This is a genomic window from Phyllobacterium sp. K27, assembly GCF_054796155.1.
In genome coordinates this window covers 447,677-463,333 of the sequence record NZ_JBTWND010000004.1, presented here as the reverse complement: position 1 = coordinate 463,333, position 15,657 = coordinate 447,677, and the positions used below count along the sequence as shown (strand labels likewise).

The 15,657-nt window shown below is 55.2% G+C and carries 17 protein-coding genes; 11 read left to right on the top strand and 6 right to left on the bottom strand.

All coding sequences use genetic code 11. From position 1 onward, the window contains the following. The first annotated feature begins 62 nt into the window (after positions 1 to 62). The 7 genes from ACYJL1_RS23710 (at position 63) to fae (ending at position 6,468) form a co-directional block, all read left to right on the top strand. The gene (locus ACYJL1_RS23710) at positions 63 to 1,025 is read left to right on the top strand and encodes a beta-ribofuranosylaminobenzene 5'-phosphate synthase family protein (RefSeq protein ID WP_460899552.1); all 963 of its coding nucleotides are present in this window, start codon (positions 63 to 65) and stop codon (positions 1,023 to 1,025) included. Positions 1,026 to 1,077: 52 nt separating this feature from the next. Further along, the gene (locus ACYJL1_RS23705) at positions 1,078 to 1,974 is read left to right on the top strand and encodes an NAD(P)-dependent methylenetetrahydromethanopterin dehydrogenase (RefSeq protein ID WP_460899551.1); all 897 of its coding nucleotides are present in this window, start codon (positions 1,078 to 1,080) and stop codon (positions 1,972 to 1,974) included. After that, complete coding sequence (locus tag ACYJL1_RS23700; RefSeq protein WP_460899550.1) at positions 1,940 to 3,073, top strand: ATP-grasp domain-containing protein; 1,134 nt, start codon at positions 1,940 to 1,942, stop codon at positions 3,071 to 3,073. The genes ACYJL1_RS23705 and ACYJL1_RS23700 overlap by 35 nt, the downstream gene beginning before the upstream one ends. Next, positions 3,070 to 4,023, top strand: coding sequence for a methenyltetrahydromethanopterin cyclohydrolase (gene mch / locus ACYJL1_RS23695; protein ID WP_460899549.1), 954 nt, complete (start codon positions 3,070 to 3,072; stop codon positions 4,021 to 4,023). The genes ACYJL1_RS23700 and mch overlap by 4 nt, the downstream gene beginning before the upstream one ends. A gap of 11 nt (positions 4,024 to 4,034) precedes the next feature. Beyond that, positions 4,035 to 4,949, top strand: a complete 915-nt coding sequence (locus ACYJL1_RS23690) for an ATP-grasp domain-containing protein (protein ID WP_460899548.1) — start codon at positions 4,035 to 4,037, stop codon at positions 4,947 to 4,949. Continuing rightward, on the top strand, positions 4,946 to 5,809 hold the full coding sequence (locus tag ACYJL1_RS23685) for a triphosphoribosyl-dephospho-CoA synthase (protein ID WP_460899547.1): 864 nt from the start codon (positions 4,946 to 4,948) through the stop codon (positions 5,807 to 5,809). Before ACYJL1_RS23690 ends, ACYJL1_RS23685 begins: the two co-directional genes overlap by 4 nt. Positions 5,810 to 5,961: 152 nt before the next feature. After that, complete coding sequence (gene fae / locus ACYJL1_RS23680) at positions 5,962 to 6,468, top strand: formaldehyde-activating enzyme (RefSeq protein WP_115054086.1); 507 nt, start codon at positions 5,962 to 5,964, stop codon at positions 6,466 to 6,468. Between the two features lie 137 nt (positions 6,469 to 6,605). Here the strand turns inward: fae and ACYJL1_RS23675 are convergent, their stop codons facing one another. Further along, a complete protein-coding gene (locus ACYJL1_RS23675; protein WP_460899546.1) occupies positions 6,606 to 7,304 on the bottom strand; it encodes a HisA/HisF-related TIM barrel protein in 699 nt (232 codons plus the stop codon). 27 nt (positions 7,305 to 7,331) lie between these two features. On the opposite strand from ACYJL1_RS23675, the gene ACYJL1_RS23670 reads away from it, so the two are divergent. After that, positions 7,332 to 8,396, top strand: a complete 1,065-nt coding sequence (locus ACYJL1_RS23670; protein WP_460899545.1) for a hydantoinase/oxoprolinase family protein — start codon at positions 7,332 to 7,334, stop codon at positions 8,394 to 8,396. A 13-nt stretch (positions 8,397 to 8,409) separates the two neighbouring features. Here the strand turns inward: ACYJL1_RS23670 and ACYJL1_RS23665 are convergent, their stop codons facing one another. From ACYJL1_RS23665 to ACYJL1_RS23645, 5 genes are read right to left on the bottom strand one after another with little or no spacing between them, the layout of a single operon-like run. Further along, positions 8,410 to 8,973 carry a DUF447 domain-containing protein gene (locus ACYJL1_RS23665; protein ID WP_460899544.1) on the bottom strand — a complete coding sequence of 188 codons (564 nt, stop codon included), beginning with the start codon at positions 8,971 to 8,973 and terminating at the stop codon, positions 8,410 to 8,412. Beyond that, complete coding sequence (locus tag ACYJL1_RS23660; protein ID WP_460899543.1) at positions 8,970 to 10,370, bottom strand: DUF6513 domain-containing protein; 1,401 nt, start codon at positions 10,368 to 10,370, stop codon at positions 8,970 to 8,972. The genes ACYJL1_RS23665 and ACYJL1_RS23660 overlap by 4 nt, the downstream gene beginning before the upstream one ends. Further along, positions 10,363 to 10,914, bottom strand: a complete 552-nt coding sequence (locus ACYJL1_RS23655; RefSeq protein ID WP_460899542.1) for a flavoprotein — start codon at positions 10,912 to 10,914, stop codon at positions 10,363 to 10,365. The genes ACYJL1_RS23660 and ACYJL1_RS23655 overlap by 8 nt, the downstream gene beginning before the upstream one ends. Beyond that, positions 10,911 to 11,546, bottom strand: a complete 636-nt coding sequence (locus tag ACYJL1_RS23650) for an amino acid kinase family protein (RefSeq protein WP_460899541.1) — start codon at positions 11,544 to 11,546, stop codon at positions 10,911 to 10,913. The genes ACYJL1_RS23655 and ACYJL1_RS23650 overlap by 4 nt, the downstream gene beginning before the upstream one ends. Continuing rightward, positions 11,543 to 12,712 carry a (5-formylfuran-3-yl)methyl phosphate synthase gene (locus ACYJL1_RS23645; RefSeq protein ID WP_460899540.1) on the bottom strand — a complete coding sequence of 390 codons (1,170 nt, stop codon included), beginning with the start codon at positions 12,710 to 12,712 and terminating at the stop codon, positions 11,543 to 11,545. The genes ACYJL1_RS23650 and ACYJL1_RS23645 overlap by 4 nt, the downstream gene beginning before the upstream one ends. Before the next feature lie 159 nt (positions 12,713 to 12,871). On the opposite strand from ACYJL1_RS23645, the gene ACYJL1_RS23640 reads away from it, so the two are divergent. Genes ACYJL1_RS23640 through ACYJL1_RS23630 form a run of 3 tightly spaced genes read left to right on the top strand, consistent with a single transcriptional unit; the run spans position 12,872 to position 15,630 of the window. After that, positions 12,872 to 14,101 (top strand): ABC transporter substrate-binding protein, encoded by a 1,230-nt coding sequence (locus ACYJL1_RS23640; RefSeq protein WP_460899985.1) that lies wholly within the window; start codon positions 12,872 to 12,874, stop codon positions 14,099 to 14,101. A gap of 29 nt (positions 14,102 to 14,130) precedes the next feature. Next, positions 14,131 to 15,108, top strand: a complete 978-nt coding sequence (locus ACYJL1_RS23635) for a YVTN family beta-propeller repeat protein (protein ID WP_460899539.1) — start codon at positions 14,131 to 14,133, stop codon at positions 15,106 to 15,108. A 27-nt stretch (positions 15,109 to 15,135) separates the two neighbouring features. Then, positions 15,136 to 15,630 carry a cupredoxin domain-containing protein gene (locus tag ACYJL1_RS23630; RefSeq protein ID WP_460899538.1) on the top strand — a complete coding sequence of 165 codons (495 nt, stop codon included), beginning with the start codon at positions 15,136 to 15,138 and terminating at the stop codon, positions 15,628 to 15,630. Positions 15,631 to 15,657: the final 27 nt, after the last annotated feature.

The window sequence follows — 15,657 nt, the reverse complement described above, 5'->3', positions numbered from 1 at the left end:
TTGTTGGAAAGACGATATCATATATTGCAGGGCCCGATTTTGAGATTGTGTAAATTAAGCAAATGTCGGAATCCGTCACGATCAAAGTCCCTGCCCGTCTTCATCTCGGCTTCCTCGATATTCCGCGCGCGAGCGGGGACCGCTTTGGCAGTGTTGGCTTGCCTATAGAGGATATCGCCACCGTTGTGACCATTGCGCGGGCGTCAAAGCCGGAAATCCATGGTGCCGAGGCGATCCGGGTGGCACAGCACATGACAACGTTTTGCAATCATCTTGGCATAGCTGCGCATCATCATGTGACAGTCCATCGTACGATCCCCAGTCATATCGGGTTGGGGTCAGGCACCCAAATTGCACTTGCCATTTCGGCTGCACTGCGCAGGTTGCACCATTTCGAACCCGATATCGTCAACGATGCAATACTGCTTGGGCGCGGTTCACGTTCGGGAATAGGAATTGCTGCTTTCGATGAAGGGGGCGTCATCATCGACGCAGGCAAGGGACATGGAAGCGCCGCGCCAACAGTCATCTCCCGTATTGCCTTCCCCGAAACATGGCGGATCATTCTCGTATTCGACACCTCGACGCAGGGCATCCACGGCGAGGAGGAAATCGAAGCATTCAAGACGCTGCCACCGTTTCCCGTCGATATATCAGCTTTAATCTGTCGCCATGTCGTCTTGAGCTTAATGCCCGCGTTGATGGAAAGGAACCTTCCACTTTTCGGACAGGCCGTTCAGGCCATTCAGGATGAAATCGGAAGATATTTCGCTCCTGCGCAGGGCGGCATCTTTACCAGCAGAAGCGTTGAAGCCACAATTCACCGGCTGGCACAGGCGGGTGCAACCGGGATTGGTCAAAGCTCGTGGGGGCCGACAGGTTTTGCCTTTGCCGCTTCGCAGACGCAAGCAGAGCATATCGTAAACAGCATCACTCCCGACCCCGGGACAAGAATCCAGATCGTGGCGGGCAGAAATGCGGGTGCCGAGATAACCCATACTCTCTTGAACCTCGCCAGAGCCTAAGATGTAACCTGACCCTGAACCATGGGCACCACCATTGTTAAGGAACGGAAAATTGAGCCGCAAGACGATTCTCCACATGCTGACACCTCTCCGGCAAATGAGCCCATTTGACGTCAATATGGCGCTCGACGCAGGTTATGACTCGGTGATGGCCTATACCGATGTTGCTCTTGCTGATGTCGGAAATCTTGTTCAGGATGCCATCTTCTCCCGCCCTCCCGATGCGGGCGTCGCGACAGGCATATTTTTGGCCGGCAAAGATGCGCCAGTCGCGCTCGACATGCTCAACGCGGCAAGAAAAGCAATGGTTCCGCCCTTTGCCATCTCGGTGTTTGCCGATCCGGCAGGGTCCTTTACCACCGCTGCAGCTATGGTTGCCAAGGTTGAAAAAGCCCTCGCGAAATATCATGACCGCAATATGAAAGACACAAGAATTGCGATCTTTGGTGCAACTGGTGTCGTCGGATACTGTACAGCCGTCATCGCGGCGGAACACGGTGCAAAGGTCACGATCGTCGGGCACGATGGAATGGAACGCGTGAAGACGCTCGCCGCCTCCATGAAAGCCAGGTTCAATGTAACAGTGGATCCAGTGGACGGTTCGACGGAGCCCCGCAAGAAATCAATCCTGCAGGAGGCGCAAGTCATCCTGGCGGCGGCGAAAGCCGGTGTGCAGGTCCTATCAACGGCGCAGTTGGAGGCAGCAACCGCGCTTCTTGTGGCGGCAGATGTAAATGCTGTCCCCCCGGCAGGCATTGAGGGCCTTGAGGTCAACGCAAATGGCGAACCGCTCAATGCGACCAATGCCGTCGGCATTGGTGCACTCGCGATCGGCAACATCAAATACAAGACTCAAGCTGGTTTGTTCGAACAGATGATCAAGGCGAAGAAACCTGTCATCTATGATTTCCGGGATGCGTTTACCCTTGCTCGCGATCTTGCCAAATAGCGCGGTTCTGATTGCCGCTGTTTCGGGACGTGCTCTGGCGGCAGCAGCGCGGCGAGCAGGGCTGCGCCCCTTGGTGGCCGATCTCTTTAACGACAGCGATACGCTGGCTCTTGCCGAGCGGGCGATCAAGCTCTCTGGAAGCCTGCAGGATGGAATCGGGGAAATTGCGCTTCTTGAAGCGTTGGAAGAACTGGCGGGCGACGAAAAGCCGACAGCACTCATCTACGGTTCCGGATTTGAGGCTAATCCGGGCATGATCGATGCAGTATCGAGCAGATTTGCCGTTGCCGGCAACAGTACGCAGACCGTCCGAGCGGTAAAAGATCCGGTCAATCTGCAACGGTTGTGCCGCCAAATTGGCATTCCGCATCCGGCAACCGCTTTTGAAGCTCCCAGCGATTTAGAAAATTGGCTCGTAAAGCGCTCAGGCGCCGCAGGCGGCTCTCACGTCAGGCAGGCGCGCGACAGCTCCGTCGGTCGGCAGCATTACTATCAGCGATTTGTATCCGGCAGAAACCTTTCGGCATTGTTTCTGGCTGATCGTAAAAGGGCCAACATGATCGGTTTCAGTCGCCAATGGGTTTCTCCAACCAACCAAACTCCCTTCCGTTATGGCGGTGCGGTCCGGCTCGGCCGTTACGACAGAAAAAAAGCGGCGCTGATTGAAGCCTGGCTCAGTGCCTTGGTTGAGACAACCGGTCTCGTTGGATTGTGCAGCGCCGACTTCATCGATGATCGGGACTTGCATCTCATTGAAATCAATCCGCGCCCGGGAGCAACGCTTGACATTTTCGACTGTGAAGAGACGCCGCTCCTTTTGGAGCATATGCGCGCGACAATTGGATCGGATATTCGGATTCCGTCCTATGCGGGTTCCACTGCATCGGGGATCGCCTATGCCGACAAGGCGCTAGGCTCGTTTCCCGATGTCAACTGGCCAGTTTTTACTGCCGATCATCAAATATCGGGGACCGCACTACAGGCTGGAGATCCCATTTGTACAGTCTTTGCCACGGCTCCCTCCGCTTCTGCAGCGATGAAAGCCGTGAAGGACCGCATCAAACAGATCGCGGTTAACTGGAGGGAGGATTATCGATGAAAAATGGCCACGCCTGTTTGAATCAAAGCGCGCAACAACTGACCAGCAGGATGATTGAGGACGCTTCCAGGCTGGGTATTTTGCACAGCCGCGGCAGTCTCGGCGAACAGCTGATAGATGCAGGGGCAAACTGCCAAGGTGGTATTGAGGCCGGGCTGCGCATTGTCGAAATCTGTTTGGGCGGGCTCGGCACGGTATCAATGGTGATGAACAATGACCCGTGGCCCTGCGCCATTACAGTCCGCTCGTCACAACCCGTCCTTGCATGCCTTGCGAGCCAGTATGCGGGGTGGAATCTCTCGCATGAAGAATATTTCGCCATGGGTTCCGGTCCGGCACGTGCACTGGCGCGTGTCGAGCCACTATTCCAGGAAATCGATTATCGCGAACCCGATGCAAGAGCTTCGGTTGTCATCCTGGAGACGGCAACCCCCCCACCCCCTGCCGTCGTCGACAAAGTTTCCAAGGCAACTGGCATTGCCCCCGATGGGCTGACGTTCATCTATGCTCCAACGCAAAGCCTCACGGGGGCCGTGCAGATCGTTGGCCGTGTGCTCGAAGTTGCCATGCACAAAGCGCATGATCTGGGGTTTGCCTTGAATGATATTGTCGACGGTATTGGCACAGCCCCCATTCCCGCCCCGCATCCGGATTTCCTGACGGCCATGGGCAGGACGAATGATGCGATTATCTATGGCGGAACTGTCCAATTGTTCGTGAAGGGCGATTCGAACGCTGCCCACCGACTGGCCGAACAGCTGCCCAGCCATACCTCACACGATCACGGCCAGCCATTCGCCGATACATTCAAGAAGTTCAAGGGGGACTTTTATGCCATAGATCCGCGTCTTTTCAGTCCTGCCCGGGTCATTGTCACGGCGATTGAAACGGGCGATACCTTCCGTAACGGCAGCATCCACCAAAAAATGCTTGAGCGATCACTGGGTTAGGGCAGCAGATCATGGCAGAAACGATACTCATTCTTTCCGACCGGATCGACCGGCAGGTCAGGGAACTCCGGACAGCACTGCGTAAGCGTGGCGTGACCGTTTTGACCTATCCGCTTTCGGATATCGGCTTTGACAGTCGCTACCCCTCCGGCATTGCGATCCCGGGCATGAATGGCGTTCTGCCGGCTGCTTTTATCGTGCGTTCGATTTCTTCAGGAACATTTGAAGCCATCACCCGCAGACTTGGCGTTTTGCATGCGCTGGCTCATCTCGGCGTGCCCGTGTGGAATTCGGCGAAAGCCGTCGAGCGATGCGTCGACAAATCCACGACCACATTCTTTCTTACACAGGCTGGCCTGCCGACTCCTGAAACCTTTGCCGTGGAAAGCCTCGCCAATGCCAAAGCAGTGGCCGAACGCGAACTGACCAGGGGACCACTGGTTCTCAAACCGCTTTTCGGCTCGCAGGGGCGCGGTATCCGGCTTATCCATAACATTGACGATCTGCCCGATCCGGAAGAAATCGACGATGTCTATTATCTGCAGCGTTTCGTGGCACGATCGGGTGCACCTTACTGCGATTACCGGGTTTTCACTTGTGCCGGTAAGGTGCTCGGCATGATGGAACGCCGCGCCGAAGGCTGGATAACCAATATCGCCAAGGGCGCCAAGGGGCAGACGGTCGTCGGACCATTGCGGGCGGAGTTGGAAAAGCTGGCTCTTGCCGCATCTGCCGCCATCGGGACCGACTTTGCCGGAGTTGATATTATTCCAGCATCGGATGGCAGGCTTCTCATTCTCGAGGTGAACAGCATGCCCGCCTGGACCGGGTTGCAGTCTGTCGTTCCCATACGGATCGCGGAAAGCATTGCGGATGCCCTTGTCTCCATGATTGCGCCAGGATTATCCGAAAGACCTGCAGCGTGACTTTGACGAGGCAACAGGTCAGGCAAGCCTACATCTATGCCTGCTATCAGGAAATCGAGGCTCTGAAGCCGGGCAATGTGCATCGTTTTGCCGATGGCCACCGTATGACTGCCCGGCAGTTCCTGGCCAGTGCACAAGTGTCTGCAGCCCCGATATCCAATCGCGCCCTTTCCGTTGGAGAGCGGGTTCTGGATGCCGTCAAGGCGACATCGCTCAAGGTCGGTACGAACACCAATCTTGGAATTCTTCTCCTTTGTGCGCCTTTGGCGAAAACTGCTGAAATGCCGGCGGGCGACCTTGAAACCGGGATAAAGGCGACCCTTCAAAACCTGGGTACAGACGACGCCCGCAATATATTTGCCGCCATTGTGCATGCGCGCCCCGGCGGGCTTGGTTCGGTGCCCGAGCACGATGTCAACGATGCGCCCGACGTATCACTGCTGGAAGCAATGGGAGCTGCCGCGGATCGCGACATGATCGCTCGGCAATATGTGACCGATTTTTCCGATATTCTTGATGGAGGCCTTCGGGCACATATGGCTGCAATGGACTGCGGTGAGCAGGGCATGTGGCCGACCGTTTTCGTCTACCTTCATTTCCTTTCAAACTTTGTGGACAGTCACATCGTTCGCAAGCACAATGTCGCAATCGCTGAACAGACCAGAAATGAAGCACAGCAAATCCTGGATAAAGTCCGGGTCGTTCAAGATGGCAGGGAGCGTGAAAAACTGCTCCTTTCCTTTGATGCCAGGCTAAAGGCTGCAAACGTCAATCCTGGAACATCGGCAGACCTGACCGTGGCATGCCTTTTTGCATTCAAGCTCAACTGGCTCTTGCATAATGGCCATGTAAATGCTTGAATTTAAGCAGCGGATTTCATCTGCTGCTATCTGGCCAACCGACCCCATCCAAGGGTGCTGTGAACAAGGATAGCTGTCCATCGAGAGTCGTGTCTCGAGGTACGGCGTCTTTGGACATACCTTTTGGAAACGGTTTAGGGAGGAATTTGGCCGTGGCAAAAATCAATAAAGTTATGGTTGGCGAATCGCTGATTGGCGATGGGAATGAAGTTGCGCATATCGATCTGTTGATCGGACCGCGTGGCAGCGCAGTTGAAACAGCATTCTGTAATGCTCTGACCAACAATAAGGACGGGTTTACGTCTCTTCTTGCGGTCATAGCGCCCAATATGGCCTGCAAACCGAACACGATCCTGTTCAACAAGGTGACCATCAAGGGAGCAAAGCAGGCTGTCCAGATGTTCGGTCCCGCACAGCATGCTGTGGCGAAGGCCGTTCAGGACAGTGTTGCCGATGGCACGATCCCGGCTGACGAAGCCGATGATGTCTTTATCTGCGTTGGTGTGTTCATTCACTGGGAAGCTGAGGATGATGCCAAAATCCAGGACTTCAACTATCGCGCGACCAAGGAAGCCATCGAAAGGGCGGTGACCGGAAAGCCTACAGCGGCAGAAGCAACTGCCGCGCGCGATTCAGTCAAGCATCCATTCAGCGCCTAGACACGAGACAACCCCGCACAGAGTTCGCCCTCTTCCGAATCCGATGGCCTGTTGCGCCGGTTGGCAAAACGTCTGGGTTTTTGAACTGAAGATCGGGGGGAAATGGCAATTTCTTCCCAATCCTTGTCTGACCGCAATTACGTGAGGAGACCGGCAATCGTCTGCCGGTTCAATGTTCCATTGTGCAGTGATGTCGCCACGAGCGCGCCGGAAATGCCCATCTCCTCCAGGCGCTCGAGATCGTCGATATTTCGGATACCACCCGCAGCCATGACAATGCGCCCGTCGGCTCTTTGTTTGATTGCTTTTAGCCGGTCGAAATCCGGCCCGAGACCGGCTCCAATGCGCCGAAGGGTCATAACGATAATGCGCGCGGGCCAGTCTGCATTGCTTTCAAGAATGGATGAAGGTCCGATAAACTCATCACCGCGAAAATCCAGCGACAGAATCAACTGTGCGTGGCCGCGCAAAGCTCGAAGCAGTGATGCATCTTGCTGAGATTCAGACCCAAGAACGGGACAGATTCCCCTCTTGGCCAAAATTGCCTCAAACTGATGCAACTGCGAAAAACCGGCATCGAGCCATATTTTGTAGCTGTGGAGGAGAGGCTCAATCCTGGCCAATACGGTTTCTGTTGAGTCACGGTGCAAAATTGCGTCGAGGTCGGCAATATAAAATGCTTCGAATGGATAGACTGTCCGCAAGCCGTTGGCGACATCCAGCAGCCCGGCCGTTTGACTCAAAGGTGTCTCAATGGGGCGATAGCAATCGCGTTCACCCATGCGAGCACGAACAACAAACCCATCTTTAATGTCGAGTACCGGAATGATATGCACGTTAAGAATCCAAGGAATAGTCTGTCCATGAAATCCCGATTTGCCAACGAAAGAAAGCCCCTGATCAATGGTTGGGATATTGGTGGTGCACATCTCAAGATGGCGCGCTGCGAAAACGGCATGATCGTTTCGGCTGAAATTTTCAAAACACCTCTGTGGCTGGGATTGGATCAAACGCGCAATGCCCTGCGTGCAATCCAACCTGCACCGCAAAAAGATGTGTTCAATATCTTTACCATGACCGGTGAACTTTCCGATACGTTTGCTTCGCGGGATGCGGGCATCGCAGCCCTGCTTGATTTTATCGAAGAAGAGTTTGGCAGCAAAAACACACTGATTTACGCTGGCCGCGCGGATTTCTGCACAATTGACGTCGCGCGCAAACTGGGCGGCGACATTGCTTCGGCCAATTGGCACGCCACGTCCTCGCTCACCGCGAAGTTGGCCGGCAATGGCCTGTTTGTTGATATGGGCTCGACGACAACGGATATTCTGGCATTTAAGAATTCTGAACTGGCCAATATCGGCTATACGGATGCCGAGAGACTGCTCAGCGGCGAGCTGGTCTACACCGGGTTTTCCCGTTCGGCACTCATCGGCATAGCAGCACTGGTTCCGGTGCGCGGTGCCATGACGCCCCTGATGAATGAATATTTCGCCAACACCGCCGACATTGGCCGCATCCTGGGCACGCTTGAAGAGACGGATGACAAATATCCGGCCGCCGACCGCCGGCCGAAAACTCTGGCGGACTCCATGGAGCGCATAGCCAGAATGGTTGGACGCGATCGCAGCGATCTCGATGATCAAGAATGGATGGAGATTGCACGTTGGTTCAGCGAGCACCAGTTGCGCATGATCCACGACGGCGCTTTTCGTGTTGCACAAATACTTGGACCTGATCGCTCCGCCCCCGTGGTGGGTGCAGGGATCGGCCGTCCGCAGGTCGCTGCATTGGCCAGGCGATTAAACCGGCCCTATCTTGATTTTGGCACATTGATACCGGTAAGCGACAATGCCCGTGAGGCCGCCACTAAAGCGGCTCCGGCCGCGGCAGTCGCCGTTCTCGGCTCACTTCACCTGGAGTCGTGATTTCACTTCGCCATCAACCTGCTTCTTGCTGATCCGTGACTTTTTGCATGAGCCATGACCATGCCTCAAGCTCGTCCGGACCTGCGGTTTTTTCGACAGCGATTTTCAGATAGTCTATCTCTGCCGCAACCTTTTCGGACGGCAGCATTTGCAGGCGGCTGACCAGAATGGCAAGCTCCAGAACCGCTGCCTTGGCCCGGTTCAGCCCCGTGTAGGGAGCATGTATCGCCTCCGATACAACCTTGCAGACATGCCGGGGCCGCAATTCATCATTTTCAACGGAAACCACTTCGAGGACAGAGTGGCTAAGGGCTGATTTGAGTCTGGGAACGGGACAATCATCTACCGGGACCGTCGGCCAGTCCTTGCGGCCGGTAAGGCAACCGGCGAAAATTCGCATGTCATCGGTGTAATTGGCTATGGCAAAAGGCACGGTCGCCAGGTTTTCCAGGGTTCTTGAGGGCCGGAACGGTGCTATTATCCAGCCTTGATCGTGCTGGATAATGCCCAGCGGCGCAATGTGGACAACGCCCTCGCCACTCATGGTCGTGACGATTGTTTCCCTGATATAGGTCAAGTCGTCTTATCCTTTTTTCCACGAAGCGTATGTCCCGCTTTCGCCAGCCTGAGGCGATCTTGTGGTTTGCCCGGTGTACCCACACCCCATTCAAGTGGTTCGTCCTGACTATAGCGCTTGCCAAGTTTCCATGCGATCTCGGCCTTTGTTAATTCCGCGCCCAGATAAAACGCATGCGCGCCATCTGCCTCAACACGCAGAGCGGGGAAAAACTCGAATGCATCCTGTTCCACGCTGTGCCCCCTGGAATTGAACACATGCACGCCATCAGGCGCCGTCATGATCCGGAAGTTGGCATCACGCACATCAGCGGCCAGGCCGGCAATGTCCTGTACACTGCTGGGATAGGGTTTGCGGTCATGCACCTGCAGCAGCCCGGCATCATAACCGCGAGGCAGGGAATGATCCTGTTTGGCCGCAAACATGATACGGCGGGCGCGATCATGCTCCTCGACGGTACGCACGGTGTGCGGACTGACATTGACCACCAGTACATTGCCGATCGAAAGCTCCGAACAAATGCCTGCAAGCAGAGCGGTGACACCGGATGAATCGGCATCGGTAAGTTCGGTAAGATTGCCTGTACCCATCATCATCGGAATGGCGGGCCAGCGGCGGCGTGCCTCCAAAAACCGCCCGATCGACTGGCTGAAACCGAAGTGAATTGGGTCCAGCACGGGATCAGCAATGAAGCTGATCTTTGCGGCCTGCGCAGCCGTGATTGCCCTGCCAAGGGAGTCAAGATCACCGGCATCGGCGGGAATGAGAACCGGCGTAACCGGATATCTGGTGGCCAGTGGCAGGGTGTGTTCGGTCAGGCTGAGAAGAAAATCAGCACCGGCCGCCGCGCCCGTCTCCAGTTCTTCGACATTGGCTGAATCAACACTGACGGACAGGCCCTTGTTCTTCAGGCTGCGCACGGCACCGGCAAGATGCGGAAAGGGTGTTTCAGGCAGGCACCCCAGATCAATCACATCGGCGCCGGCTTCGGCCAACTGCATTGCCCGCCGCATAAGTTCATCCAGGGAAAGCGATGATGCATCGACAATTTCAGCAAATATCCGCATATCGTGGCCGGATAAATCCACCGGCTTTCCTGCCCGCCCGAGAAAGGCCGGCAGATCAGCGACTTCATCGGGACCGCGCATGAACGCAATACCGTAGTGCTGGCTCAAACTGTTAAGTTTGCCGCGATAGCGGCCCGGAAGAATGATGCGGTCGGCTTTGATTGGTATTTTCAGGCGCCTCACGATGATATCTTCGGTCATCAGGGCGGCAACCTTGACCCCTATGTCTACAATCTCATAAGTGAAGGCAGACGTTTCGATGCCCGCAAGAATGCGCTCCAGCCGCGCATGGGCCAGATGTCCGGTAATGAAAATCAGGTGTTCACTCATCACCACCAAGCTCGCTTTGACGGCGTTCGATCACCTCCACCAGCTCGGCCAGGGATTCGACAACCAGCGTCCGTTCGTAGTGCTTGAGTTTTTCCGTATTCTCAAGATCAATCGGTCTCGGATAGACCTTTACCATGCCGCCGGGGGCCATCGTTTCAAGTTCCGGCGCAGTATCACAGGCGAAAACGATACTTGGTATCCGGCATTTTCCCGCTTGCGCGTATACGTTGGTCGGCAGCGAATCCGATATACCGGCCACGCACTTTGCCACTGTGTTCGAGGTAGCCGGGGCAATGACCGTCGTATGATACACACCCGAATAAAACCCGCCCACGGGGACGGAACTTGCGGTCTTGTCATGGAGAATGCGCGTCGTGGCGGGAAAGTCCAGTTCAAGTTTATACATACGCAACACTTCATTGGCCGCCTTTGAGACAAAGACATCGCAATGCCTGAGCGTACGGATCAGTTCGAAACTCTCGATAAAGAAATGTCCTGAGCCTGTCAGCGCCCAAGCCCAGCGCGGTGTATGCAGTCGGGTCATCGCACGCTCATCGCTTCGATTTGTCTGTCCTGCAGGATTAAACTGCTCGGTATCCTCGTCAACGGCAAATCGAGCCAATTCAGGATTTGCGGCCCGGCAATATGAACGCGTATATCGCCGGTGAGCATTGCCGTCAGCATACCATCGACAATGCCGGCCGCTGCAAGCTCCTCGACCGTTGAATAATGCTGGTACTCATCCGTCTGCTTGACGAGAAGCATATCGTCAGCGCTCAAGACACCAGCCAGCCAGGCAGACAGACTATCCGAGGTGATGTCCCACGAACAGGGAATATCGGCGGCACCGATCGTCATCGCCGAGGGAAGCCACACCGGCGTGTGCCCCCTATCGAGCAATGCCTTGATTTCGTGAACCGTGCGCGCCATACGCAGGTCAGGATGACGTTCCGCAATGGCAATGCCAAATTGGTCCATGGCAAGGATCGCCATGGCATGGGCCGCCTGATCGGAGTAATCGAGCCGGCGCTGCGATATCCGCACCTGGTCTGCAAATGGTCCGCCACCTGGCACGATAACAACCGGAAATGCCGCATTCGCGATGGCATCGATCCAGTGTTGCATCTGCGTTTCTCCGGCCGTGCTCCCCCCGAGTTTCACGATGACAGGTTTCATGGCGATTTGCGCCCGATCTGGACAGGAGCGCCCCTCGGCTTGACCAATGGAGCTTTTATCTCATTTTTGCGCTCGATTTCCACGCCGACACCCCCGGCGCCAAGTTCAAGTTTTTCCGCCCGCACCGTAACGTGGGTAACCCGCGGATTTTCAAGAATGAAGGAAGCGATCTGCTCCGCAAGCGTTTCTACCAGTTCCACGTGTCCACGCGCCACAATAGCGCGAATACCGTCCATGATCAGATCATAGGATACAACATGACGCATATCTTCGGGGTTGCGGGTTACACGCAAAACATCAGCCGTGACATCAAAACTGACATTTTGGGATTTCCCGTGCTCGAAGCTGTATGCCCCGATCTGCACAGACAGGACAAAGGCACGAACAAATATTTTATCGGTGCCAAGTCCGGCCTTTGCCGGATCGGGATAATATCCGCGGGCAGCCAGCAGCTTGTAGTCGACCTTGGCTGGCCCATTCTCCTGCACGGCCGGAATGAGGCCGCGTATTTTTATTGCGGCTTTGAGATCGATGGCTGCAGTACGATCCCGCCCTGAACAGAGCGCACCGCGAAAACCGAGATAGTCCGGACTATAAGCCAGAAGCCGGGGAACGTCCGGAGCTTCGAGCGATCCCGCCACTCCGACCATTAATCCGCGCGCCTGGCCTTCCTTGATAAAACTGCCGATTTGATCGGGCGCCATATGATCCAGCAAACGTCCCCTGGACTTGTCTGCGGTATCAATCATTACACCGTGGAAGCCATTTGCCTTCAGCCGGTCAAACAGATCACTGCCATATCTGTCCTTGTAGTCGGCAAACAATACGCCGATCAATTTATTGTGCGCAGCAAGAGATCTCAGTGCCTCTATGCAACCATTCAACTCCGGAGACGGAAAAAAGCCGATCTTGATATAGTCGGCTCCGGTGGCAGCAAAACGCTCGGTCACCATCCTGATGATTTCAGGGTCCATCGGAAGGTCGCCGCAGGCGGCACTGACCGCGCACCTCCCGTCAACAAAATCAATAACTTCCAATACTTTGGCGGGATCAACGGCACCAAGCGCCCCATTTGCCGGATCCTTCAGGTCGATGATATCCGCACCGCTCTGAAAGACGAGTTCGGCTTCCTCGCGGTTCTGAACACTGGCCAACATTGTCGCCATCACAGCACACCCCGGGCACGACGAAATCCGTCTGTTTCGAAAGAAAAGCTGACACCAAGGGTTGAGATTATAGCTGGGTTGTTTACAACCATTTTTGGGCACCTCTGTTCTTGATCAACCGCCACCGCATGAATGGCGGCATGTATGAATGGTATGGTTATGAAGAGTACGGTGCCAAGCACTCTCACATTTTTATTCGGCTTTTTTTTGCTGTTCGTCAACGTCTGTGAGCCATACGCTCAAAGTTCCTTGACAAACAAGGCGGCAAAGCCCGTCGTGGAAACTCGGATTGGCTATCTGCGCGCTTATGAGCCGCAACTGGCGCTTTCGGTATTGAATGTTCCACCACGTGACGAAGGGGTTGCTGGCGCGAATGTCGCTGTCAACGACAACAACACGACGGGAAAATTCCTTGGCCAAAGCTTTGTGCTGGACGTCCTGGAGACAAAGTTCGATGCGGATGTGATTCCCGCATTCAGGCAGATGGTGAGCCGGGGCGACCGTTTCATCCTGACCGACATTTCCGCAAAGCAGTTATTGTCCGTTGCGGAAATTGCAAAGGAAGCGGGTGTCGTCCTGTTCAATGTCGGCGCAACGGACGATATTCTGCGCGAGGAGGAATGCCGCGCCGATATTTTTCACACAGCGCCCACACGGACAATGCTGGCCGATGGACTGGCGCAATATCTGGTCTGGAAACAATGGCGCAAATGGGTTCTGTTGTATGGCTCCCATGAACGGGACGGGCTTTATGCGCAAGCAGTGCGACGGGCAGCCACGCGATTTGGCGCAACCATCGTTGAAGAGCGCATATACGAAGATAAGGGTACTGCCCGTAGAACCGACAGTGGCGTCGTTCAGGTGCAAAAGCAGATGCCAGTCTTCACCCAGAACCTACCGGAGCATGATGTCGTCATCGTCGCAGACGAAAGCGAAGTTTTCGGCAGCTACGTTCCCTATCGTACATGGACACCCCGACCCGTCGCCGGAACGGCCGGTTTGATCGCGTCCAGCTGGCATCCGGCCAGCGAACAATGGGGTGGAACCCAGATCCAGAACCGCTTCAACAAAACAATCGGCCGCCGGATGCTTTCCAAGGACATGCAGGCCTGGACCGCTGTACGCATTCTCGGCGAGGCAACAACGCGCGTCAAATCCAACGACCCAAAACAGGTAGAGGATTACCTTAAATCCGAGGATTTTTCGATTGCAGCCTTCAAAGGACAAAAACTCACCTTCCGCGACTGGAACTGGCAGCTGAGACAGCCAATCCTGATTGGCGACGCGGACGGAGTTGTCTCAACATCGCCGCAGGAAGGGTTTCTGCATCAGTTTTCGGAACTCGACACGCTGGGAGTGGATCGGCCCGAGACAAAATGCCGGCTTTGATCAGAACGCAATTTCAAGGGGAGGACAAAATGCACCGACACATGTGCCTGCTTGCTGCGGCCGCAGCAGCAATGCCGTTTCTTATACAGCCCGCCAGGGCAAACATGGTCTACGTGTCTAACGAAAAGGACAATACGGTCACCGTCGTTGATTCCAAAACCATGGAGGTGGTCAAGACGATCAATGTCGGACAAAGGCCGCGCGGTATTACAATTTCTCACGACGGAAAGCTCATTTACGTTTGCGCCAGCGACGACGACACGGTCGAGATAATAGATGCTGCCACCAACGAGATTGTTGGTTCGTTGCCGTCAGGGCCGGATCCCGAACTTTTCGTCCTGTCACCCGATGGCAAGACGCTTTACGTTGCCAATGAGGATGACAATCTGGTGACCGCGATCGACATTGAAGGAAAAAACGTCATCGCCGAGATCCCGGTGGGGGTGGAGCCTGAAGGAATGGGGGTCAGTCCCGACGGAAAAACCATTGTGAACACCTCTGAAACCACCAACATGGCTCATTTCATCGACACCACGACCCATGAAATCACCGACAATGTCCTGGTGGATTCCCGCCCGCGCTTTGCCGAATTCAAACCGGACGGATCTGAGGTCTGGGTCTCGGCGGAAATCGGTGGTACCGTCTCGGTGATCGATAACAACACGCGTGAAGTCAAACACAAAATCACCTTTGAAGTGCAGGGCCTGCGCTCCGAGCAAATCCAGCCCGTAGGCATACGCATCACAGCGGACGGCAAAAAAGCCTATGTGGCACTGGGCCCTGCCAATCGTGTTGCTGTGATCAACACGGAAACCTACGAGGTGGAAAAATATGTGCTGGTGGGCCAGCGTGTCTGGCAGCTCGCCTTCCTGCCTGATGGCAAAACGGTCATCAGCACAAATGGCCTGTCGAATGACATTACCTTCATCGACACTGCGACTGACGAACCGATCAAATCCGTCACGGTCGGACAATTGCCGTGGGGCGTTGCCGTATCACCGAACTGACATGAGCTTTCAAGGGAGGATAGACAAATGACCAACTACAAGACACTGGCATTGGCGGCACTTTTTGGTGTTCTAATCGCTCAACCGCCGGCATTCGCACAGGCCGATGATGATGACGATGACGCGCAGGCTGCCCCGAAGACGGAGACACAGGCCAATGCGCCGGCCGTGACCCGCGCCAGCAAAAACTTGCCGGAGCTCATCCTTGGCTCAAAAGATGACGAGTTTACGGTAAACCGGAAGGATTTCGAGCTGGTGTCAGGACAGGGCTACCGTTGGAAGATCACGTCCGCGGCAGGGTTGGAATATAAGTTTGCAACCGATCTGTTCAGGAATGTCTGGATGAACCAGATCGTCATCAATGATCTTGAAGTCCATATGAACGGCGCCCCGGCCTGGCTGGAATTTGATGCGCCTGGCACCATCAATGTTCAGTTCACCGCCGTGCGTCCGGGCAAGTATACATGGTCGGTGCCCGACCTTGCCGACAAAGGCATGAAGGGTACAATAACCATAAAATAGCTGCCCTGACAGGCGATTGCACACGAC